General features: G+C 41.6%; 19 protein-coding genes. 9 read left to right on the top strand and 10 right to left on the bottom strand.

What is annotated here, in order from left to right:
• The first annotated feature begins 66 nt into the window (after positions 1 to 66).
• Positions 67 to 2,565 (top strand): YfhO family protein, encoded by a 2,499-nt coding sequence (locus tag ACKPCE_RS04920; RefSeq protein ID WP_319504405.1) that lies wholly within the window; start codon positions 67 to 69, stop codon positions 2,563 to 2,565.
• A gap of 147 nt (positions 2,566 to 2,712) precedes the next feature.
• Here the strand turns inward: ACKPCE_RS04920 and ACKPCE_RS04915 are convergent, their stop codons facing one another.
• The 6 genes from ACKPCE_RS04915 to aroQ form a co-directional block, all read right to left on the bottom strand.
• Positions 2,713 to 3,228 (bottom strand): DUF4890 domain-containing protein, encoded by a 516-nt coding sequence (locus ACKPCE_RS04915; RefSeq protein WP_319504404.1) that lies wholly within the window; start codon positions 3,226 to 3,228, stop codon positions 2,713 to 2,715.
• A 94-nt stretch (positions 3,229 to 3,322) separates the two neighbouring features.
• Positions 3,323 to 4,555 (bottom strand): FtsX-like permease family protein, encoded by a 1,233-nt coding sequence (locus tag ACKPCE_RS04910; RefSeq protein ID WP_024996049.1) that lies wholly within the window; start codon positions 4,553 to 4,555, stop codon positions 3,323 to 3,325.
• Complete coding sequence (gene rbfA, locus ACKPCE_RS04905; RefSeq protein ID WP_024996048.1) at positions 4,552 to 4,884, bottom strand: 30S ribosome-binding factor RbfA; 333 nt, start codon at positions 4,882 to 4,884, stop codon at positions 4,552 to 4,554. Before rbfA ends, ACKPCE_RS04910 begins: the two co-directional genes overlap by 4 nt.
• Before the next feature lie 25 nt (positions 4,885 to 4,909).
• Positions 4,910 to 5,554, bottom strand: a complete 645-nt coding sequence (locus ACKPCE_RS04900; RefSeq protein WP_276994930.1) for an O-methyltransferase — start codon at positions 5,552 to 5,554, stop codon at positions 4,910 to 4,912.
• On the bottom strand, positions 5,554 to 7,008 hold the full coding sequence (gene pyk / locus ACKPCE_RS04895; RefSeq protein ID WP_276994928.1) for a pyruvate kinase: 1,455 nt from the start codon (positions 7,006 to 7,008) through the stop codon (positions 5,554 to 5,556). Before pyk ends, ACKPCE_RS04900 begins: the two co-directional genes overlap by 1 nt.
• A gap of 27 nt (positions 7,009 to 7,035) precedes the next feature.
• Entirely contained in the window at positions 7,036 to 7,455 is a 420-nt protein-coding gene (aroQ, locus tag ACKPCE_RS04890; RefSeq protein ID WP_024996046.1) for a type II 3-dehydroquinate dehydratase, read from the bottom strand.
• A 74-nt stretch (positions 7,456 to 7,529) separates the two neighbouring features.
• On the opposite strand from aroQ, the gene xerD reads away from it, so the two are divergent.
• The 8 genes from xerD to ACKPCE_RS04850 all read left to right on the top strand — a co-directional run bounded on the left by xerD (position 7,530) and on the right by ACKPCE_RS04850 (position 18,016).
• Complete coding sequence (gene xerD, locus ACKPCE_RS04885; RefSeq protein ID WP_319504403.1) at positions 7,530 to 8,480, top strand: site-specific tyrosine recombinase XerD; 951 nt, start codon at positions 7,530 to 7,532, stop codon at positions 8,478 to 8,480.
• Between the two features lie 205 nt (positions 8,481 to 8,685).
• Complete coding sequence (locus ACKPCE_RS04880; RefSeq protein WP_276962831.1) at positions 8,686 to 10,383, top strand: tetratricopeptide repeat protein; 1,698 nt, start codon at positions 8,686 to 8,688, stop codon at positions 10,381 to 10,383.
• Between the two features lie 101 nt (positions 10,384 to 10,484).
• Positions 10,485 to 11,495 (top strand): redoxin domain-containing protein, encoded by a 1,011-nt coding sequence (locus ACKPCE_RS04875; RefSeq protein ID WP_319504402.1) that lies wholly within the window; start codon positions 10,485 to 10,487, stop codon positions 11,493 to 11,495.
• A gap of 43 nt (positions 11,496 to 11,538) precedes the next feature.
• Positions 11,539 to 13,077, top strand: a complete 1,539-nt coding sequence (locus ACKPCE_RS04870; RefSeq protein ID WP_319504401.1) for a YifB family Mg chelatase-like AAA ATPase — start codon at positions 11,539 to 11,541, stop codon at positions 13,075 to 13,077.
• A 240-nt stretch (positions 13,078 to 13,317) separates the two neighbouring features.
• A complete protein-coding gene (locus ACKPCE_RS04865; protein ID WP_319504400.1) occupies positions 13,318 to 14,028 on the top strand; it encodes a DUF5687 family protein in 711 nt (236 codons plus the stop codon).
• 3 nt (positions 14,029 to 14,031) lie between these two features.
• Complete coding sequence (locus ACKPCE_RS04860; RefSeq protein ID WP_024996042.1) at positions 14,032 to 14,634, top strand: HU family DNA-binding protein; 603 nt, start codon at positions 14,032 to 14,034, stop codon at positions 14,632 to 14,634.
• A 1,224-nt stretch (positions 14,635 to 15,858) separates the two neighbouring features.
• A complete protein-coding gene (locus ACKPCE_RS04855; RefSeq protein WP_319504399.1) occupies positions 15,859 to 16,914 on the top strand; it encodes a DNA adenine methylase in 1,056 nt (351 codons plus the stop codon).
• Between the two features lie 13 nt (positions 16,915 to 16,927).
• Positions 16,928 to 18,016 (top strand): triose-phosphate isomerase, encoded by a 1,089-nt coding sequence (locus ACKPCE_RS04850; protein ID WP_319504398.1) that lies wholly within the window; start codon positions 16,928 to 16,930, stop codon positions 18,014 to 18,016.
• A 410-nt stretch (positions 18,017 to 18,426) separates the two neighbouring features.
• Here ACKPCE_RS04850 and ACKPCE_RS04845 read toward each other — a convergent pair whose 3' ends face one another.
• From ACKPCE_RS04845 to ACKPCE_RS04830, 4 genes are all read right to left on the bottom strand, one after another.
• Complete coding sequence (locus tag ACKPCE_RS04845) at positions 18,427 to 19,503, bottom strand: TIGR04133 family radical SAM/SPASM protein (protein WP_319504397.1); 1,077 nt, start codon at positions 19,501 to 19,503, stop codon at positions 18,427 to 18,429.
• A complete protein-coding gene (locus tag ACKPCE_RS04840; RefSeq protein WP_319504396.1) occupies positions 19,500 to 19,961 on the bottom strand; it encodes a radical SAM-associated putative lipoprotein in 462 nt (153 codons plus the stop codon). Before ACKPCE_RS04840 ends, ACKPCE_RS04845 begins: the two co-directional genes overlap by 4 nt.
• Before the next feature lie 27 nt (positions 19,962 to 19,988).
• Complete coding sequence (locus tag ACKPCE_RS04835; RefSeq protein ID WP_319504395.1) at positions 19,989 to 20,468, bottom strand: radical SAM-associated putative lipoprotein; 480 nt, start codon at positions 20,466 to 20,468, stop codon at positions 19,989 to 19,991.
• Positions 20,469 to 20,539: 71 nt separating this feature from the next.
• On the bottom strand, positions 20,540 to 22,600 hold the full coding sequence (locus tag ACKPCE_RS04830) for an acetate--CoA ligase family protein (protein ID WP_319504394.1): 2,061 nt from the start codon (positions 22,598 to 22,600) through the stop codon (positions 20,540 to 20,542).
• Between the last annotated feature and the right edge of the window lie 5 nt (positions 22,601 to 22,605).

The raw sequence follows: 22,605 nt of genomic DNA, 5'->3' as shown, positions 1-22,605 counted from the left end.
GAAACCGAAGAGCGGTTTGTTGCCTTTGCAGAGGTAACAAACCGCTCTTTATAATACTGAACACAAATGAAAAAGTTCCTCCCTGATTTAATCGCCATCTTAGCTTTTGTAGTCATTTCGTTTGTTTACTTCTTCCCGGCAGTAACGGAAGATCGTATCTTGTTTCAACATGATACTGCCGCCGGAGCCGGAGCCGGACAGGAAGCCAAAGAGTATTACGAACGTACCGGTGAGCGTACTCGTTGGACAAACTCTATATTCGGTGGCATGCCAACCTATCAGATGGCTCCCAGTTACGACTCAACAGACACACTGAAAGTAGCCGAAAAAGCATACCATTTATTCTTGCCGAGCTACGTATGGCTTACCTTTATTATGATGCTGGGATTCTACATTCTGCTTAGATGCATGGGTGTTTCGGCATGGCTTTCGGCATTAGGAGGCATTATCTGGGCTTTTTCTTCCTATTTCTTTATACTGATATCGGCCGGACATATCTGGAAGTTTATCACTTTGGCATACATTCCGCCAACAATTGCAGGAATCGTACTTACATACAGAAAGAAATATCTACTGGGAGGAGTACTTACAGCTTTATTCCTAGCTCTTCAGGTCCTTTCAAACCATGTGCAGATGAGCTATTACTTCCTGTTTGTCATATTGCTCATAGCCGGTGCCTTTTTTGAAGATGCTTGGAGGAACAAAGAACTTCCTCATTTCTTCAAGGCCAGCGGCATTCTCATTGTAGCTGCAATTGTGGGCATCTCTGTCAATCTCTCTAATTTATACCATACTTATGAGTATAGTAAGGAGACCATGCGTGGAAAAAGTGAACTAAAGAGCGAAACAAACAGTGCCCAACAAACCAGTAGTGGATTAGACCGTAATTACATCACACAATGGAGCTACGGAATTGGAGAGACTTTTTCATTAATGATTCCCAATATTAAAGGAGGAGCGTCTGTTCCCATTGCTCAAAATGAAAAAGCAATGGAAAAGGCTAATCCGATGTATGGCAGCATTTACTCACAGCTTACTCAATATTTTGGCGATCAGCCCATGACTGCCGGTCCGGTTTACGTAGGCTCCTTTGTTGTGCTCTTATTTATTCTAGGACTATTTATCGTTGACGGTCCGCTTAAATGGGCATTGGGAGGTGCTACTCTTTTATCAATTTTACTCTCGTGGGGACATAATTTCATGGGCTTTACAGACTTCTTTATTGACTATGTGCCTATGTACAGCAAATTCAGAGCTGTTTCTTCCGCTCTGGTTATTGCCGAATTCACCATTCCTTTACTAGCCATCTTGGCTTTAAAGCAACTATTTGATAAGCCTGAGTTACTAAAAGAAAAAATCAAATACCTATATATCAGCTTTGGTATCACAGCCGGGTTCAGCCTGCTGTTCGCTCTGGCTCCCCGATTGTTCTTCAGCAACTTTATCCCGACACAGGAAATGGAAGCCCTGAAACAAGGCATTCCCGGAGATCAGCTTTCACCCATCCTAGCAAACTTGGAAGAAATACGCGTTTACTTACTGACATCCGACGCATGGAGAAGTTTCTTCATCATTATAATAGGTACGGCTTTACTCTTGGCATACAATGCCAAAAAGCTCAAACCCACTATGACTATATTGGCAATAGCGGTTCTCTGCTTGGGAGATATGTGGATTGTGAACAAGCGTTACCTGAACGACGAACAGTTTGTTCCCGCCAGTCAGCAAACAGAAAGTTTCCAGCAGACAGAAACAGACAAAATCATTCTGCAAGATAGTGCCTTGAATTATCGTGTACTTAATTTTGCAACCAACACATTCAACGAGAATAATACAGCTTATTGGCATAAGAGTGTTGGCGGGTACCATGCAGCCAAACTGAGACGCTACCAAGAAATGATTGATCATCACATTGGCAAAGAGATGCAAGCCACTTACAGTGCGATAGCCAATGCACAAGGAAATATGGATAGCGTAAATGCCAATGCATTCCGTGTGTTGAACATGCTCAATACTAAATATTTCATATTCCCCGTTTCACAAGGCAAGACAGCACCGTTGCTGAATCCTTACGCCTATGGCAATGCCTGGTTTGTAAACGAAATACGGTATGTAGCTAACGCCAACGAAGAAATGAACGCTTTGGATTCCATACAACCTACGCAGACAGCCGTAGTTGATTCACGATTTAAACAATCTTTAAATGGCGTTCAAACAGCATTTAAAGATTCAACATCAAGCATTATGCTTACCAGTTATGCACCTAACAAGCTGGTGTATCAAAGTCAATCGCCACAAGCTGGAATCGTCGTATTTTCTGAAGTCTATTACCCGGGATGGAAAGCCACCATTGACGGTCAGCCGGTAGAGATTGCCCGTGCCAATTACATATTGAGAGCCATCAGTGTTCCTGCCGGGAAACACACCATAACAATGACTTTCGACCCTGAAAGTTTACATATCACGGAACGGATTGCTTATGGTGGACTAATCGTATTACTTTTAGGAATTATAATCTTGTTGTACAACTGCCGCAAGTCCTTACCGACTAGTAGTAAAAAGTAGAAAGAATAGACTAAAACAGTAACTATACACGAACGGGAAGTCGGCCACTAAAGCCACTTCCCGTTCGGTCGTTTAAATCAAATCAGAATACAGATAAACTGCAAGTAATCTTGTCGTCTATAAAAAAACTCACTATCTAAGCATTATTTATTGATTGGCCTTTATTTTACCATTTTTGGGTTTATCCTTTTTCTTATCCAGCTTCAGCCATTTCTCATACTGTTCCGGATTTAAGATTTTCTTCATACTCTGCTCCTTCTTTTTCTGAGCAGCCATCATCTCTTCTTTAGAAACGTTACCGTTACCAGGTCGTTGTCCAAAATCAGGTCTTTCACCTCCCATAGCCGGGGGAAAACCATCACCTCCTTCAAAGTCGGCATTACCCTCCTTCATCGGAGGACGCATTCCAGATGCTCCATCAGCTTGCTGGCTGGAGAAGCGCGCTTTTTGTTCTTTCAGATAAAGTTTATAGACCTTCTTATACTGTTTGTCAGTCAGTTGCAACTCACTTTGCAGTTCGTCACACATCTTTTTAGCAATCTTCTCAGGAGAAGGAACTTCACGCGGCAATTTGGCGTCTGTTTTTTGTTGAGCCATCACCGAAACATTCCATGCAAAGCATGAAAACAAAAGAATCAAACTTGTTTTAAGCAATCTATTCATAAGGCATATTTATTTAAAAACAATTCAAATATGCCGGCTTTGAACGAGATAAAAAAAAGGAATCGACAAAAAGACTTTTTGTCTCTACAAATTGCTACTTTTTCAACAAACGTTTGCTCAGATAGCGGACGGGGTACCACACAGAAAGGAAACCTACCGTAATAACAGTAAAGAAAATAAGAATCACATCGGTAGCATGAACGCTCACCGGATAAGCATCAATTACAAAACTGCCACTCGCCCCACCCAGGGAAATGAGTCCGAATCGTTGCTGTATGTAGCAGAGACCCAAGCCCAGAATAATGCCAACGAAAGCTCCAAAAGCTGATATAAGACGCCCTTCAAAAAGAAAGATACGACCAATTAACTGATCATCTGCCCCAAGAGAACGCAACGTTTGCACATCCTCCTTTTTATCGAGAATCAGCATAGAAAGAGAGCCTATTACATTGAAACAGGCAATCATTAAAATAAAGGTAAGAAACAGATAAGAGATTAACTTTTCAATCTCCATGATTCGAAACACATCGGCTTGTTGTTCATATCTGTCCTGCACACGGAAGCGTTCTCCCAACAGTCTTTCTATTTTCTTTTTTGCAGAAGAAACATCAACACCCGGTTTTAGCTTCAACTCAATGGCAGAAACCTCCGAGTCATAATCAAACAATTTTCTGGCAAAGGCCAGTGAGGTAAGAATATAATGCCCGTCGTACTTCTGTTGATTAACAACAAACACCGCTCCCGGTGAATAAAGATACTCCATGTTAAAAGAAGAAGCCGGGTTGGCCATGTTCACTTTCATGTTGCGTTTGGGTGCATACACCTGAAGCGGGTCCACAAACTGAATGCCCGTGCCCAAGTTCGACACAAGTTCCACTCCCATCACACCATAATCAACAATCGAGTCATGCAGCACAAACTCACCCGTACCATACAAAATACTGTCTATCGAGGTAAGTTCCTCGAAATTATCCTGCACCCCTTTGATAACAGCCATGACCTGACGATCCTTGTACTGCACCATAGCGCTCTCTTCGAGGGTTTCTGTAAAAACAGCAACTTCAGGCATCGCACGAAGTTGCTGTATGTTTTTGTTTTTTGAATCGAAGACCTTTCCTTCGGTAACAGTAATCTTCAGTTCGGGATCGAATGCCGTAAAAAAGCTGGCTACCATATCCTGAAAACCGTTGAAGACCGACAGGGTACAAACCAGCGCTAAAGTAGCCAAGGCAACTCCACACACCGATACACCCGAGATGATATTGATAGCGTTATGCTTCTTTTTCGAGAAAAGGTAACGTTTTGCTATGTAAAAGGGAAAGTTCACTTCAACAACGAATCTATCTTTTGAAGATAATCTAGTGAATCATCAATAAAGAACTTCAACTCCGGTATGATGCGCAACTGATGTCTTACGCGCGTACCTAGTTCAAAACGAATCGATTTCATATTCTCATTGATGTTCTTCACCAACTCCTCTCCTTTTTCCGAAGGGAAGATACTCAGATAAACTCTGGCAATACTCATATCAGGGCTGATCCTTACTACACTCACCGATACCAATGTTCCTTGCATTGCCTTCGTCTGCAGCAGGAAAATTTCACTTAATTCCTTTTGTAACAGGCGTGAAATCTTATTTTGTCTGGTCGTTTCCATTTTCTACTATTTTAATTGTTCTTGCTTATTCATTCTTCTTTCGAATAATCGTTAATCCGTCTCTCAACGGAAGAATAACTTTCTCAACCCTGTTATCTTTTGCCACGAATTCATTAAAAGCCTGAATACCGATTGTCTGCGCATCATTGGGATTGGGAGTTTCAGTAACATGCCCGTCCCACAACGTGTTATCAGCAATAATGTAGCCTCCCGGCGACAGATGTGCCAAAGACATCTCGTAGTATTCCATATACTTTCTTTTGTCTCCGTCAACGAAGACCAAATCAAAAGTAATGCCCAATTGCGGCACGCGCTCCAGGGCATCACCAATATAGAACTTTATTTTATCCGCATAAGGTGATTGTTCCAACCAAGGGCGGGTAAAATCTTCCTGTTCATCATTTATTTCAAAAGTATGCAAAAGAGATCCTTCATCCAGGCCTTCCGCCATACAAAGGGCCGAATAGCCACTGTATGTTCCTATCTCAAGAATCTGTTTCGGACGTATCATGCGGACAAACATTTTGAGCATCCGCCCTTGCAGATGTCCCGAAGCCATCCGCGGACGTAACAATTTCACATGCGTATCTCGATAAAGAGCCTTTAAATAGTCGTCTTCCTCATCAATATGCCTGAGAATATACTCCTCCAATACGTCCGAATTCAGCATTATCTTTCAATAAATGTAGGCAACAGATAATCTTTCGCTTTCAAAAGAATTGTTCTCACCTTATTAATTTCCAAGAAAGATGTTCCGCCACCTTCTCCGAAGCTACCACTGAGGTAAGCTACCATATCTTCTTCCACCAAGCGACCCTCTTTCAACAACAAATCGAGTGCTGAAAAGAAATAAGCCTGAGCGTTGTCTTTTTCTTCCAGGTAAATAGGCAATACACCGTAAGAAAGAGCAAGAAGTCTCATCGTTTTCTCCTTGTAGCACATAGCTAAAACAGGATATTTACCTCTGAAAGCAGCCAGATAACGAGCAGTGCGTCCGGTATAACTATCTGTAATGATAGCGCGGATATGCATCTTTGAAGTAGCCTTCACTGCTTGTTTTGCCAAGAAAGCCGTTACGTCGATATTATCTGAACTCAAAGGAATGCGAATATCATTTTCTTCTATCTTATCCTTTTCGGCCTGCTCTGCAATTTTAGCCATTGTTTGCACAGCTTCAACAGGATATTTACCGTAAGCCGTTTCACCGCTGAGCATCAAAGCATCCGTACGATAATAAATTGCATTGGCAATATCCGTCACTTCGGCACGAGTAGGGCGCGGATTATTAATCATGGTGTGCAACATTTGCGTAGCAACGATTACCGGTTTCTTAGCCAATACACATTTACGAATAATCATGCGCTGAATTCCCGGAATCTTTTCCTGTGCCACCTCAATACCCAAGTCGCCACGAGCTACCATCACTCCGTAAGCTACTTCCAGAATTTCGTCGATGTTATCAACACCTTCCTGGTTTTCTATTTTGGCAATAATCTTAATCTCACTGTTGTGCGCATCAAGAATCTCCTGAATATCAAGAACATCCTGTTTGTTACGAACAAAAGAGTGAGCAATGAAATCTATATCCTTTTCAATAGCGAACAGAATGTTGTTTCTGTCTTTTTCAGTCAGCGAAGGCAAGTTTATACGAACCCCCGGAACATTCACGCTCTTGCGACTTCCCAGTGTAGCTTCGTTTTGCACTTCACATAAAAGTTCGCAATCAGTTTTATCTATTACTTTCAAGGCAAGGTCTCCATCGTCTATCAGAACATCACCGCCTACGCGCACATCATTTACAAAACCCGTATAAGAAACAGAGATGCAATCGCGAGTAGTTTCCTGATCCGGATTTCCTACCACTTTCACTTTATCGCCGATTGAATAAGGGATGGGTTCTGCGCATGCTGTAGTTCTAACCTCAGGACCTTTGGTATCCATAAGAATCGCTATCTTATTAGATACGGTACGCACGTTATTGATAATACGTTCCGAGCCTTCTTTGTCGGCATGAGCTGTGTTCATACGAACCACATTCATGCCGGCTTCATACAGCTTGGCTATAAAATCAACGTCGCAGCGACGATCTGAAATAGACGCAACTATTTTAGTATGCTTTTTCATAAATTCAAAAAAATGTAATAGTTAATATTATTTTCCCGTTAGTGCTTCTAATGCTAATTGATAAGATTTAAGTCCGAAACCACAGATTACACCTTTGCAGGCCGCTGCAATCATGGACTTGTGTCTGAAAGATTCCCTTGCATGAACATTAGATATGTGTACTTCCACCACCGGAGATGTTACTGCCCGTATGGCATCTTGCAATGCAATAGAAGTATGAGTATAAGCGCCGGCATTCAGAATGATGCCGTCCACATCAAAACCTGTCTCCTGTATCTTATCAATCAGCTCACCCTCTGTGTTAGATTGATAATAAGAGATCTCCACATCCGGATAATTGGCCCGGAGTTCTATCAAAAAGTCCTCAAAAGTAACGCTTCCGTAGATAGAAGGTTCACGTTTTCCAAGCAGATTGATATTAGGCCCGTTAATAATTTGTATCCTCATAACACAATCATAATGTTTTTAATACCTTTGTTGTTCAAGAACAATATTTCAAGGTGCAAAGATACGAAAAAGAAATGATATTAAATGAAAAAACAGGCAATAAGCAGAGTCGGGTAGATATAATTAAGAAGTATAACCAATACCTGAAACTCGAAAAGGGTCTTTCGCTTAACACGTTGGAGGCTTACAACGCCGATATAACCAAATTACTGGCGTTTTTAGAGGGTGAAAACATAGAGCTTCTGAACACTACGCCCGAAGATCTGGAACAATTTATCGCCGGACTACATGACATCGGGATTACAGCTCGTTCCCAAGCTCGCATCATGTCGGGAATTAAATCGCTTTTCGGCTTTCTGATGTTAGAAAAGATCATAGAAAAAGATCCGTCCGAGTTGATTGACAATCCGAAAATAGGTTTTAAAATACCCGAAGTCCTGAGCATTCAAGAAATTGACAGCATTATTGCCGCTGTTGACCTCAGCAAGAAAGAAGGACAACGTAATCGGGCTCTGCTCGAAACCCTTTATAGCTGCGGATTGCGGGTGTCGGAACTGATCACACTGAAATTATCGGACTTGTATTTAGATGATGAATTTATTCGGGTAGAAGGAAAAGGACAGAAACAAAGACTAGTTCCTATTTCAAAAAAAGCAATCAAGGAAATTCAGTTTTATATGGCAGACCGTCATTTGGTTACCGCCAAGAAAGGACACGAAGATTTTCTGTTCCTCAGCAGAAGAGGCACACACCTATCACGCATCATGATCTTTCATATTATTAAAGAGCTTGCAGATGAGGTTGGTATTATAAAAATAATCAGTCCGCACACTTTCAGGCATTCTTTTGCCACACACTTGCTTGAAGGCGGCGCCAATCTTCGTGCCATTCAAATGATGCTGGGACACGAATCCATAACGACAACCGAAATTTACACACACATAGATCGCAGTCGTTTGAGGAGTGAAATCATAGAACATCACCCCAGAAACATCAAAGCAAGAGAGAAAAAAGAGAACATATAAACAAACAGAAGCAGTAAGACGTTTATTAGTAGTTAACCACTATGCGAATCAATCAAGCATTTATTATATTAAATTTTGATAAAAACAAAATGGTAATTGCCAAAATAGACATATTTTAATATCTTTGCGTAGCTTTCATAACTGTTTCATTGAGAGCAAACGAATAGACGAAATTTCAATTACAAACATTTAATTTATACCTAAAATGATTAAGAAGTTGTATTTGCCGTTATTAATGGCTATGATTGTTGCACTGTCATCGTGCAGCAAAAAGATGGGTGAATTGTCATCGGACTATTTCACAACGACTCCTCAGGTTCTTGAAGCCGTAGGAGGTAAAGTTCCTGTTACTATTAACGGAAAGTTCCCAGAAAAGTATTTTAATAAGAAGGCTGTAGTAGAAGTTACTCCGGTTCTGAAATGGGATGGCGGACAAGTAAAAGGTCAGCCTGCTGTGTTCCAGGGCGAAAAAGTAGAAGGCAACGACCAGACCATTTCTTATAAGATGGGTGGTAACTACACAATGAAAACTTCTTTTGACTATGTTCCTGAAATGGCTAAGTCTGAACTTTACCTGGAATTCAACGCTAAGATTGGTGACAAAACAGTAGCTATTCCTGCTGTGAAGATTGCCGATGGTGTTATTTCTACTTCAGAACTGATCAACAACACATTGAACAATGCAAACACTGCATTGGGAGAAGATGCTTTCCAACGCATCATCAAAGACGCTCACCAAGCTAACATCATGTTCCTTATCCAACAAGCTAATCTTCGTGCAAGCGAATTGAAGTCAGCTGGCATGAAGGATTTCCACAATCAAGTGGCAGAAGTGAACGCTGCTGAAAACAAAAAGATCAGCAACATCGAAATCTCAGCTTACGCTTCTCCTGATGGAGCTACAGATTTGAATACCGGTTTGGCTGAAAAGCGTGAAGCTAACACCAACAAATACCTTAGCAAAGAATTGAAGAAAGCCAAAGTTGATGCAGTTGTTGATGCAAAATACACTGCTGAAGACTGGGAAGGTTTCCAAGAATTGGTTTCTAAATCAAACATCCAAGATAAAGAGTTGATTCTTCGCGTACTTTCAATGTACCAAGATCCTGAACAAAGAGAAAGAGAAATCAAAAACATCTCTTCAGTTTACAAGAACCTGGCTGACGATATCCTTCCTCAGTTGAGACGTTCACGTTTGACTTTGAACTACGAAATCATCGGAAAATCTGATGAAGAGATCGCTAAATTGGCTGACGCTGATGCAAGCAAATTGAATATTGAAGAGATTCTTTACGCTGCAACATTGACAAATGACAACGCTAAGAAAGCAGCTATCTATACGAAAGCTACTCAACAATTCCCTAACGATTACCGTGCATACAACAACCTTGGTGCATTAGCATTCCAAGCCGGTGATGTTACTAAAGCTGAATCATTCCTGAGCAAAGCTGCCAGCTTGAAAGCTGCTCCTGAAGTGAGCATGAACCAAGGTCTTCTTGCTTTGGCAAAAGGCGACAAGACTGCTGCTGAAACTTACTTGGGCAAAGCTGCCGGTGCAAAACAAATCAATGAAACACTTGGTAACTTGTATGTAGCTCAAGGTCAGTATGACAGAGCTGTAAATGCTTTTGGCGACAGCAAAACAAACAGTGCTGCTTTGGCACAAATCCTTGCTAAGGATTACAACAAAGCAAAGAGCACATTGGCTAACGTTGCTAAACCCGATGCTTACACAGATTATTTGATGGCTATTCTGGGCGCCAGAACCAACAATGTATCTATGCTTACAAGCAGCTTGAAGAGCGCAATTCAAAAAGATAGCTCTTTAGCTAAGAAAGCAGCTAAGGATCTTGAATTCGCTAAATATGTAACTAATGCTGATTTCTTAAGCATTATCAAATAAGAAGAGATTCTTTTCTAACATAGATAAGAGTTGCCTGCTACATTAAATGCGGGCAACTCTTTTTTATTTCCCGTAAAAGGCTTACATTCGCAAAAAAAAGAATGAACAAGCTATCTTTACTTATTATATTACTTGCTGCATTGTGGGGCTGCCAATCCAAATCGGGCAAAGCAAAAATCAGCGGCGAGCTGACAAACGCAGGTAACGACACCATCTACCTTTATGGAACCGATGAGCTAACCAACCTGATGGATACGGTTTACGTAACCAACAATGAGTTTTCGCACTCACTGGAAACAGATACGCTTGCTTCGGGGGTACTTCTTTTCACGAAAAGTAATAAAAAGATTCCTTTCTATTTCAATAAAGGCGACAAGGTTACCCTGTCGGGCGATTTGGAGCATCCTGTCATTCAGGGAAATGTTCCAAACGAACAGCTCACAGCTTTCCTGCAATCCATCCGTTACGGTTCGGCACCGCAAAGTGAACAGTTAAAGCAGGCCGAAGCCTTCATTCGTTCCAACACCGACTCCAAAGTATGTGTTTATATCATCAAAAATTATTTCTTAAAAGCAGAAAATCCTGATTACAAAAAGATAAAAGAGCTGATTAACGTACTGACCGGTCCAATGAGAGACGATCCGTACATCTATTCATTGTCCGAACAGATCGACAAACAAAGTCAGCTGGCCGTAGGCAACGTGGCACCTTACTTCAGTCTGCCCGATGTAAACGGAAAAAGAGTAGCGAGATCGGACATTAAGGACAAATACATTCTGCTTAATTTCTGGGCATCGTGGAGTGCTCACAGCCGCAAAGAATATGCTTCTCTCAGAAAGCTGCACAAAACATACGGCTCCAAAAGCAACTTTACACAAATAGGAATCTCAGTCGATGTAGATAAAGAAACCTGGAAAATGGCCGTGAAAGCCGACACGCTCAATTGGCAACAACTGTGCGACTTGGGCGGATGGGAGTCGCCCACGGTTAAACAATTCATGGTACGGGCACTACCCACTTACTACCTCCTTGCTCCCGATGGCAAGATTGTGCTGCAAAGCAACAAAAGCAGTGCGGTAGAGGCCAAACTGAAAGAGCTACTTACCAAGTAATTATTTCAAAACACTTGAATCTAATCATCAAAAACGACAAATCATGCTAGTAAAACTATTCGGGGCCGCTGTTCAAGGGATAGATGCCACCATCATAACCATCGAAGTGAACAGTAGCCGAGGCTGCATGTTCTATTTAGTGGGACTGCCCGACTCGGCAGTGAAGGAGAGTCACCAGCGCATCATCTCCGCTTTGCAGGTAAGTGGTTACAAAATGCCCACCAGCAATATTGTTATCAACATGGCACCGGCCGACATCCGCAAGGAGGGTTCTGCTTACGATTTGCCCTTGGCCGTGGGCATGCTTGCAGCTAGTGAAACCATTTCGGACGAGAAACTTTCTCGTTTTCTCATCATGGGCGAGCTCAGTCTGGACGGAAGCATCCAGCCCATGAAAGGAGCATTGCCCATTGCCATCAAAGCACGCGAGGAATCTTTCGAAGGACTTATTGTTCCGGCACAAAACGCCCGCGAAGCGGCAGTGGTGAACAACCTCAACGTGTACGGCGTAACGCATATCAAAGAAGTCATTGAATTCTTCAGCGGAAAACGAGAACTCACGCCTACCGTGGTAGATACCCGCACCGAGTTCTACAACCAGCAGGAGATTTACGAAGCCGATTTTGCCGATGTGAAAGGACAAGAGAACGTAAAACGCGCCCTCGAAGTAGCATCGGCGGGCGGTCACAATGCTATTATGATCGGTGCGCCGGGCAGTGGCAAGTCCATGATGGCCAAATGTTTGCCATCCATACTGCCCGCCCTCACGCTAAAAGAAAGTTTAGAAACAACCAAAATACATTCGGTAGCCGGGAAGTTAAGCAAAAACTCGTCGCTCATTTCGTGCAGACCGTTTCGTGCGCCTCACCACACCATTTCGCAGGTAGCCCTCGTAGGCGGTGGAAGCACCCCACAACCGGGAGAAATCAGCTTGGCGCACCACGGAATTTTGTTCCTCGACGAGCTTCCTGAATTCAGCAGGAACGCACTTGAGGTACTCCGACAACCGCTGGAAGACAGGAAGATCAGCATCTCACGCATCAAATGGAGTGTAGAATATCCGGCAAGTTTCATGCTGATTGCCTCGATGAACCCCTGCCCTTGCGGCTACTATAACCACCCCACGAAAGCGTGCGTCTGTAATCCCGGACAAGTACAAAAGTACTTGAACCGCATTTCCGGCCCGTTGCTCGATCGCATTGACATTCAAATAGAAATAGTCCCCGTACCTTTTGATAAAATATCAAGCAGTCAGGCAGCCGAGCCCAGCCACGTTATTCGCCAGCGCGTAAAAAGCGCCCGCAAAATTCAGGAAGATCGGTTCAAAGAACACCCGGGCGTGCATTGCAATGCCCAGATGAACAGTCGGCTACTAGCCCGATACGCCCGTCCCGACGACAAAGGATTGGAATTACTCAAGCACGCCATGCACCGGCTGAACCTGTCGGCCCGCGCCTACGACCGCATACTCAAAGTAGCCCGTACCATTGCCGATTTGGAAGGAAGCCCAACCATACAGTCGCCTCACCTGGCCGAAGCCATCGGTTACCGTAACCTCGACAGAGAGAACTGGGCAGGCTAATTGCACGTAGCGCACTCATTAACTCATTTACCAATGGAGACTAAGCACTTTTGTAAGCAGAAACAGTTCGTCACAGCATACGATGCCATTCGTCCCCGCATGCGGAGACTGATGGCACAGCATGCGGGGCCATTCGTCACCGCTACCCGGGACGAACTGTAATTAAAGAAGAAATGGCTTAGTTTGTAGCATAAAACGTTTTAGAAAGTACAAGTAAAACCCTTAATCTCTCTCTTATATATGGATAAAAATAATTATTTCAAATTCGAACTGACTCTCCTTTTTAAAGCTAAAAAGCTGAGACAGACAATGATCTTCTGTGCCTATCAAATTTTGCTCAGCTATATAATTATTCGGGGAGTCATCATTCACTCGGACATGTGTAGAATAATCTATTTCCCCTTATTAATTGCTGCACCCGGAGGCGCATGCATTCAATACATTTCACGTATTCATGCCCAATACATCAGTCGGCAGGGAAATAATTCTTTGTCGTTACGTACCATTATAAATAAAAAGTACTATTTGTATTGCTTTTTATCACTCATCGTGATGGTACTATTACTGCCCATATTAGCAAGAGGGGTGAGTCTTTTTGACCTCGTAACATATTACTTCACCGGCATCGGTCCGGTTCTCTTCCTATCTTTCCAAATGTCACGATGGGATAATAAAAGAATGAATTTGAACGAGGGGTTTTTCCCAGATAACGGAATGAACAATACAAAGCAACTCCTGATAGGTTTGGCTTACTACACCTTATTTATACTGCTAGTGTTAGCAGCAAGTTTCTTTCTTGAATCAGACGAGCTGCACCTTTGCGTGCTGCTTTTCTCGCTTGCTTTTGTTATCACTCACCGACTATGGTTGCCTCAACTAGCCGACTATTACATGAAGAACAAGTACCATCTAATAGATGACACGAATATAAATCAAGAAACCAATATATAAATTATGTCAGCACAGTACGATCTAGTAAAAGTTCCTACAGGGAGCAATGAAGAAAAAGAAGAGTTACTTTACCCCCGCATCGTGTCGAGCGGAACCATCGACACAGAAACACTTATTGAACGCATATCGCAATCGTCCACATTCACGCCGGGCGACCTGAAAGGGGCTTTGCAGGAGTTTACTCATTCGTTGACCGAATACCTGAAAGACGGTTATACGGTTGAGCTGGGAGAAATAGGATATTTCTCACCTTCCATCAAGGGACGAGGAGTTAAAAACAAGAAAGACATTCGTTCTACGTCTATTACTTTTAAAAGCGTCAACTTCCGTGCCAACAAGAAGTTGAGGAGAAACCTGCGGGGAGACCTGCAACGCAGCACCAACGGCTTCCGGCAGTCGGCACAAGTAGGTGAAGAAGAACGTCTTCGCCGCTTACTTCATTATCTGGAAGCCAACTTCTTCATTACCCGAGTGCAATACACACATCTCACCGGCTTATTAAAAAATAGAGCATTGGCAGAGTTGCGTAAGTTTGTAACCGATGGCTTGCTGGAAATAAAAGGAACCGGTAACCGGCTTGTGTTTATCAGAAACTCTTCTTTATAAGAAGAGTTTCTGATAAGAACCTCCTAATATCTCATCAAGAAATAGATACATCATTTTGAAGATTATATTTTTACACATATAAAGCAGGAAATCGAAAATCACTATACATAAATAAAGTAATCATCTATGTAATTGCGGGAATAGTCATCGCTGCTATTCTCATTTTCATTATCGGGTTGCTACTACCCCAAAAAAGAGTCGCAAGAAGAAAAGTGCATTACAACGTTTTGCCCGATACTTAATATAAAGCAGTAACCAATAATAACAATTGGAAGTACCGTCTGAATTTAAATGATTTCGTTATCCATAATAGAGACGATGCAAATGTTTGGGATGAAGTCAGTAAAGATAAACAAGTATCCGATATCAACGTCCATTTTCTTTTTACTCGTTCAATATAGAAGAAGAGCTATTCACGGGACATTGGACAGGTGAATTTGAATCGGATGGCAATGGCCAAACTATATTTATTACTACCAAGCATATCTGCATAAAAAGTCATTTTATAAAAACACTATACTACCTTTATTTCAATATAGCGAAACTAATAGACAAATATTATGACAATAAAAAAAGCAACCGTATCTGGATTTATCAATAGTATCAACAACAGAGAACTGCTATAGTGAACATTAGGTAACACTATTTACAACCTAAAATCAATAAAGAATAGCAGAGAAATTCAGAGTTCAAGAATAGTATTAATGAAGAAATACAGAAGAACTAGTTGAAACCGAATATTGTTACTATGTCATAGTTATTTCATTTCTTATCACTATGATTATTTGACTATTTTCTGAATCTTATTTAATCTCAAGCTTAACAAACTAAAGAAGAACAAGCTCCATCAATGATTACTTTTACTGCAGTTCGCGCAAAGATTGTCTAATCCGGTTGTAATTTGAATGAAGAAGAACCTCAAAAGCAACAATCAGAATCTTATATCTAAAGTGTAATCTTAAAGGACTTTAAGGTCAAAAAATGCATAAATAGACCTAATGACAACAGCATAAAGAGTTACTCCATCAATAATAGATAAATTGCACTATTCAATTATATAAGTAGACCAATCGGCATAATGGAGAACCTACATAGTTAACTATAAGAGAGGCTTAACAATCCTCTTGGTAAATCGGAAGAAATTTGAGAGAAGAAAATAAACTTGAAGAATCATTCTCTGATTTAGCAAAAAACAAGTAATTTTGCACCTAAACTTAAAAAGGCATGCTTTTTGACAATACAAAATATTTGGGTTATAAATTTCCTGAGCCGCAGTACTTAGGAGCAAAGTATATTCACAGAGGATGGATTGCTCAATTCATCCCTGATGATACGAATACAGTCTTGGATGCATTCTCTGGCTCTCAATCTATAGCATATATGCTCAAACAATTAGGCAAGAAAGTAGTAACAAACGATTTTCTAAATTTTAATAATTTGATCGGAAAGGCATTGATTGAAAATCCAGGATACATCCTCGAAAAGCATGATATAGATATACTTTTCTCTGATAATAGCAACCCAAAAGAATTTAATTTAATGGAGAAATTGTATACAGATTTGTTTTTCCTACCCAAAGAGGCTGCTTTTGCAGATAGCTTTCGAAGTAATGTGAGATTCTTGAACAACCCTTATAAAGAGGCTCTGGCTCTAGCTGTAATGTGTCGAAGCATGACCCGAAAAGTAACAATGGGACATTTTGCTCACACACAAGCATTGGTGTATGCTGCTGATCCAACTCGTATCAAACGCAACCGTAGCTTGATACGTCCATTGAAAGACTTATTTATGGATTTACTTCCAGAATATAATGCTGCTGTATTCGACAACCAAAAAGAAAATGAAAGTTATAATAAAAATATTCTAGATTTATTAGTTCAACTGAATAACATAGACTTGGTATATTTTGATCCTCCATATTGTAATAGCCATGCCGATTATCAGTCTTTCTATCATTTGTTAGAAACATATGTTGAATACTGGAAAGACAAACAATTTGTAAACGGAACCAAGCGTTATGAACCTAAAAAGTATAGCGGATTTGACAAAAATAGCGAAGCACTTACAAATCTCCAACTGATGTTTGATCGCGCCAACCATATCCCTACTTGGCTCGTAAGCTACAATAATCGCAGTTATCCTGATATTGAAACTATGGTAGGCATGATTGAGCCTTACCGTAATGTCAGAATAGAAAGAAAAACATATAGAGCCGGACGCGGAGGCAAAGGTAGCGTTGCAGGTAGTAGCGAGATTCTTTTAGTATGTACAAGAAAATAAATATTAATATACTATGAATAACTTTGATAAATGGGATAAGGAATTTAGAGCTCAAAATCTAAATGCATTTAATCATAATGAGAACGGATTATTATGGCTCAAAGTGCGTGCTGTGTGTAGATGCAAACAGATTCAACAATTCCTTGAAGAGAATACGATAACACTCACTACGACTAAAATTGCAGACCAAAATGTAGAGTTGTTTAAGAAACTCGAGAGTATACCTGATGCAATGCAACAACTTGATAATTATTTAAACAAAAAAAGCCATGAATGGTATGATGCAATAGGTGTTAATGAAGATAGACTGAAAGAAGATTTATATAAAGTGCAACATTATGTTTGGGGCGGCGATCAAAACAATTCATTAGACAAGCATTTAGTAAGCAGGTATGTAAAAGTGATTAGCAATTATGATGAGTTAGTGAGCAAACAAAGTGAAATTGCTGATAACGCATGGAAGTATGTACAAACAAGCTGGTACAACAACTGGACGTCATACCTTATTGAATCATTATTTAAAAATCATAAAAAGGTAATTTCTGCTGTGGGTGAAATAAAAAGCGTTGATTTCTTTCTAGATAATAATCCTATTGATTTGAAGGTTACATTCTTTCCGCAGCAATACATGAATGACAAGTTAAAAGCAAAACTAGGGAGCAGAGAACTTACATGGTTGAAACAAAAAGCAAAGAAGTTCAATGTCACGGCTGATACGACACAAACGGAATCTCAACAAATGTATACACTTTCAGAAAAGCTGTCAGAGATAGGACACTCCGAAATTATTAATGAATTGAACGAAAAGCGCAAAGAAGTTATAACCGAGGCTCAAACAAATACAATGGAACTGATGACATGGTTATACTCCAATCAAGGTGAAATGCGTTTTGGTGCAGAAAATAGAATCTTTGTAATTCTTGTAGATACGGCTGATATGAGCCAGTCATGGAAAATGAAACGTGCATTTTCTTTGATAGAACCTAAAGTAAAACTTTATTTAGATGATTTTAAAGCAGACTCTTTGAAAGAGATTAATTTTACATTTAAAGGAAACAATTATAAGAGTCTCGCCGATGTGATATTTGTGGTTAAAGAGTGAAAATGTATTAAATATGTGAATACTTGTTTTAGTTAATTGGCCATCAATAGTCATTGGCAACACGCCATAATTTATTGCTGTGATTTCTCGGATTGTTCACAAGTGTACTTCCACTCTTCTCAACTTGTAGAGCGATTTCCACATAAATATTTTCAATTTTTGCACATAATCTTTTCTCTACAAGCCATAGGATACTTGAATCTCTTCCAAATTTTGCATTATAAAATTAACATTTATCATCTGATTCTAAATAATGATTGTTCGTTACCATTAATAATATTCTGTTGGTAATCATCAAGACTTTCTATCAGATTGCTTGGTATAAACTCTATGGGATAATCTCAATTATTATACAATCCAACTCCATATACCGATATTGAGTAAAGTAACAATCTCTTTTCGGTCTAATTCTATTTCACTATCCGCTGATAATGGCAAACCAGTAACTTGCCTGTTTCATCGTGCAGATGCATGCCGTTGCCCTCACAATAACGGAAGAGAGAGCATTGCGCGCACTGTCCCGAACGCAGCCACTCACGTTTTCTAAACGTCTGATAACCGTTTTCCCATACATCCATGAAATTATCTTTGTAGATGTTTCCTTGCGAAAAGTTACTGCGAATACTGGGACAAGCGCTGATAGAGCCGTCAACCAATACCGAGGCCACGCTAATACCGGCATTGCAGCTATAAAAAGAATCGCGTACTTCGGCTTCGTAACCGCCCAGAAATCCTTCGCAGGCAAAGTTCAGTCGAATGGTTTTCTCCTGACGTGTTTGTTTTATAAATTCCAGCAAAGCTGTAAAGTCGGCATCGCTCAATTGAAGTTCCGGGTGCTCGGCCGCCCGTCCAACAGGGAATATGGTGAATATTCGCCATTCTTTCACGCCCAACTCTATGAGGTATTCTTTAAAGCGAGGCAAGTCTTTGAAGTTACGCCCGTTCACACAAGTCACCACATCCCAACGCAATTCCTTTTCTCCGGACAACATACGGATGGCTTCACTGGCGCGAGTGAAACTTTGCGGATGTCCGCGAAGCCAATTGTGCGCCTCTTCAAAGCCGTCCAAACTAATCGTGATGGCGTGCATGCCCGCAGCCAACAGAGAGTCTAGCCGACGGCGAGTGAGAAGTAGTCCGTTAGACACAATGCCCCACGGGAACTCACGTTTGTAAAGTTCCATCCCCACAGTCTCCAAATCTTGACGAACCAATGGTTCGCCGCCGGTAATAATGATACTGACTTTGTGCTTCTCTACAAACGGAGCGATGGAATCAATGACAGCAAGGAAATCTTCCGCCGGCATATCTTTGTGAACAGCACTTTGTTTGCAGTCGCTTCCGCAATGCTTGCACGACAAATTGCAACGGTGCGTACACTCCCAGAACAATTGTCGCAATGCATGCTGTTTCTTACGATTTTCTCTGATCTTTCGGGCGAGTTCCAGCCCGATGCGTTTTCTTAGTGATATAGAAACCCCACTCATTTAGCCTCATCCTTTTGAAGAGTGATTACAATGTCTTCTTTCGAAGCGGAACCTTGAAACCAACTTCCATCTCCACCCGATGGCTTGTCCATTGTTATATCTATCGAATCTGATTTAAAAGAACCATTTGCAGTGCCGTCCACATCACGGGCTACCAATCTGAACTTTCCGTCAATAGTAAGGTTTTCTTTAAAAGCAAACTCTCCTGAAGCATTGGTTTTCAATGGGGCAATTGGACTGTGATAATCGCCACCATATCCAATCTTTATTTTCACTTCTATATCGGGAATAGGTTGTTTTTGTGCATCAACCACCTTTCCTTTCAGGCTGTAAGTAGCATAAGGCGTGCCGTACATCTCCGATCCATTGCTATCACAAGAAGAAAAGCCCAGCAACAAAAGGATAGAATTCAGCAACCAAGCTGAAGAGCGAAACCAAAAATTATTTATTTTTTTCATACTAAAAGATATCTAGACGTCAGTTACTCATTTAGCCTCATCTTTTTGAAGAGTGATTACAATATCTTCTTTCGAAGTGGTACCTCGAAACCATCCGTCTCCACCCGACGGCTTGTCCATTGTTATATCTATCGAGTCTGATTTGAAAGAACCATTTGCGGCACCGTCTGCATCACGGGCTACTAGTCTGAACTTTCCTTCAGCGGTAAGGTTCTCTTTAAAAACAAACTCTCCTGAAGAATTGGTTTTCAATGGGGCAATTGGACTATAGTAAACGCCACCGTTACCTATCTTTATTTTCACTTCTATATCGGGAATAGGTTGTTTTTGTGCATCAACCACCTTTCCTTTCAGGCTGTAAGTAGCGTAAGGCATGCCGTACATCAACAACTGCTCGCCTACGTTGCCATTGTCATCACCATCACAAGAAGAAAACCCCAGCAACAAAAGGATAGAATTCAGCAGCCAAGCCGAACAACGAAGCCATACATTTTTCACTTTTTTCATACTAAAAAGATTAGAGTTCAGTTATATACTTTAATAAATACAACATCCCTCAGAATATTGCACGTTTTTATTTATTTTTTTATCCGTATACGGGCATCAACTGCAATAACCGACTTTTCCGTGGCCAACAAAGGGTTGATGTCCATTTCTTTAATCTCGGTAGCGAAACGTAACAAGGTAGAAAGACGGACAATGATTTCAGCAAACTTGTCTTCGTTCACTCCTTTTTGTCCGCGTGTGCCTTGTATAATTCTATATGCCCGAAGCGAATGAATCATAGAGTATGCCTCTTCGTAAGATAACGGCGCCAGTCCGGACGACACATCCTTCAACACTTCCACAAAGATACCGCCCAGTCCGCAAAGCACCACATGGCCGAATTTCTCTTCGTATTTGGCTCCGATAAAAAGTTCAGTACCTTTCAACATGGGCTGCACCATCACGGCTGTCGCATCGGGAAGGCGCATCATTCGTTCAAATTCCAAAGCCAGGTGTTGTTCTCCTTTGATGTTAAGCGTAACACCGCCTACATCCGACTTATGCACCGGTCCCACTACTTTGGCCACCACCGGAAAACTTGTTCGGCGTGCAAATGCAAGAACTTCCTCTTTATTGCCGGACACAAATTCGTCGACCACAGAAATGCCTGCCGCATGCAAAAGTGCTTGCACAAAGTGAGGTGCAATGTAACCATCGTGGGGAATGGAATCAATAATCCGGCGGATAGCCGGTACGTCGACCCCATAAAGTTCCACCTTATTGCCCGCGGGACGGGGAGCATTCATGATCCGTGAAAGAGCCGTTCCCAGCGTTACTTCATCGGAGAAGTTTACGTGACCTTTCGCCAGGAACTGTTCCACTTCTTTTCCTGCGGTATGTATGGAAGGTAACACAGGGAACAGGGGTTTACGGCAATGTTTTATCTTTTGATGCAGCATTTCGTACATATCGAACATGGTAACCAGTCCGGGTGTTCCGAAAATAGCCATAATAGCATCAATGTTTTCAAATTCTTTTTCGCAATAATCAATGGCAATATCCAAGTGCTCCGGTGTGCCGGTGGCCAATACATCAATAGGATTGGCAACAGAAGCGCCGGGAAGTAGCTTTTCTTTCAACTCATCCAACTTCGGACCTTCCAGTTTCGGGACATTCAATCCGCCTTTACAAAGAGCATCTGTCAACATAACTCCGGGACCGCCGGCATGGGTTACAATGGCGAAATTACGTCCTTTCAGTTCGGGAAGCGTAAAGACACAACCTACTGTGGTGAGCTCTTCACGGGAATAACATCGCACGATGCCTGCTTTTCTAAAAAGAGCTTCGACAGCGGAATCGGGACTGGCCATGGCTCCTGTATGCGAAGAGGCAGCGCGACTGCCGCTCTCGGAACTTCCTGCTTTAATGGCGGCAATGCGGCACCCCTTTTCTATTAACGAAGAAGCATGAAGCAACAAACGATCGGGGTCCTTGATGCTTTCCATGTAAAGGAGCTTGATGCAGGAATCTCTGTCCGGATCAAAGTTCTCATCCATATATTGCAACACATCTTCTACCCCTATCTGTTTGGCATTACCTACCGACCAAGCCGAGTTGAACTGCAACCCTTTTACCAAGGCAGACTCCATGATGAAGACCGCCGTAGCTCCCGAACTAGAAATAAGGTCTACTCCTTGGGGATTCAAATTCGGAATAGGTTGAGTGAAAACACTGTGGTGACAAGTGTTGAGCAAGCCGATGCAGTTAGGCCCAATCAGTGAAGCACCGTATTGATTCACTGTTTCTAATATTTTATTTTCGAGTAAAGCGCCTTCGTGTGTTTCCTCACCAAAACCTGCAGAAAGAATGATGAATGCACGGGTTTCTTTCTGAGAAGCCAATATCTCAACCGCTTCGGGACATAAATTGGCCGGGATGGCCAGAACAGCCAGGTCGGTTGGCGGGACATCGGCTACTGATGCGAAACAAGCAACGCCCAATACTTCTTTTTCTTTGGGGTTCACTGCACGTAATTCTCCTTTGAAACCTCCTTCAATGAGGTTGCGCAGAATAGCCCCACCCGGTTTATGTACATTGTTCGACGCACCGACAACTACGATACTCTTCGGACAGATCAATTGTTTTGTTATCATACTTC

The sequence above is a fragment of the Bacteroides graminisolvens genome, assembly GCF_963666085.1.
GTDB lineage: Bacteria > Bacteroidota > Bacteroidia > Bacteroidales > Bacteroidaceae > Bacteroides > Bacteroides graminisolvens.
Note: the sequence above shows the minus strand (reverse complement) of the source record. Positions and strands in the feature narration are given on the sequence as shown.

What these genes read in the sequence shown, in the direction of transcription:
- pyk (WP_276994928.1), bottom strand. Translation starts at nt 7,008, where the DNA reads ATGAAAAAGCATACTAAAATAGTTGCGTCTATTTCAGATCGTCGCTGC.
- ACKPCE_RS04830 (WP_319504394.1), bottom strand. Translation starts at nt 22,600, where the DNA reads ATGATAACAAAACAATTGATCTGTCCGAAGAGTATCGTAGTTGTCGGT.
- aroQ (WP_024996046.1), bottom strand. Translation starts at nt 7,455, where the DNA reads ATGAGGATACAAATTATTAACGGGCCTAATATCAATCTGCTTGGAAAA.
- rbfA (WP_024996048.1), bottom strand. Translation starts at nt 4,884, where the DNA reads ATGGAAACGACCAGACAAAATAAGATTTCACGCCTGTTACAAAAGGAA.
- xerD (WP_319504403.1), top strand. Translation starts at nt 7,530, where the DNA reads ATGATATTAAATGAAAAAACAGGCAATAAGCAGAGTCGGGTAGATATA.
- ACKPCE_RS04875 (WP_319504402.1), top strand. Translation starts at nt 10,485, where the DNA reads ATGAACAAGCTATCTTTACTTATTATATTACTTGCTGCATTGTGGGGC.
- ACKPCE_RS04850 (WP_319504398.1), top strand. Translation starts at nt 16,928, where the DNA reads ATGAATAACTTTGATAAATGGGATAAGGAATTTAGAGCTCAAAATCTA.
- ACKPCE_RS04915 (WP_319504404.1), bottom strand. Translation starts at nt 3,228, where the DNA reads ATGAATAGATTGCTTAAAACAAGTTTGATTCTTTTGTTTTCATGCTTT.
- ACKPCE_RS04920 (WP_319504405.1), top strand. Translation starts at nt 67, where the DNA reads ATGAAAAAGTTCCTCCCTGATTTAATCGCCATCTTAGCTTTTGTAGTC.
- ACKPCE_RS04870 (WP_319504401.1), top strand. Translation starts at nt 11,539, where the DNA reads ATGCTAGTAAAACTATTCGGGGCCGCTGTTCAAGGGATAGATGCCACC.
- ACKPCE_RS04860 (WP_024996042.1), top strand. Translation starts at nt 14,032, where the DNA reads ATGTCAGCACAGTACGATCTAGTAAAAGTTCCTACAGGGAGCAATGAA.
- ACKPCE_RS04880 (WP_276962831.1), top strand. Translation starts at nt 8,686, where the DNA reads ATGATTAAGAAGTTGTATTTGCCGTTATTAATGGCTATGATTGTTGCA.
- ACKPCE_RS04865 (WP_319504400.1), top strand. Translation starts at nt 13,318, where the DNA reads ATGGATAAAAATAATTATTTCAAATTCGAACTGACTCTCCTTTTTAAA.
- ACKPCE_RS04840 (WP_319504396.1), bottom strand. Translation starts at nt 19,961, where the DNA reads ATGAAAAAAATAAATAATTTTTGGTTTCGCTCTTCAGCTTGGTTGCTG.
- ACKPCE_RS04835 (WP_319504395.1), bottom strand. Translation starts at nt 20,468, where the DNA reads ATGAAAAAAGTGAAAAATGTATGGCTTCGTTGTTCGGCTTGGCTGCTG.
- ACKPCE_RS04855 (WP_319504399.1), top strand. Translation starts at nt 15,859, where the DNA reads ATGCTTTTTGACAATACAAAATATTTGGGTTATAAATTTCCTGAGCCG.
- ACKPCE_RS04900 (WP_276994930.1), bottom strand. Translation starts at nt 5,554, where the DNA reads ATGCTGAATTCGGACGTATTGGAGGAGTATATTCTCAGGCATATTGAT.
- ACKPCE_RS04845 (WP_319504397.1), bottom strand. Translation starts at nt 19,503, where the DNA reads ATGAGTGGGGTTTCTATATCACTAAGAAAACGCATCGGGCTGGAACTC.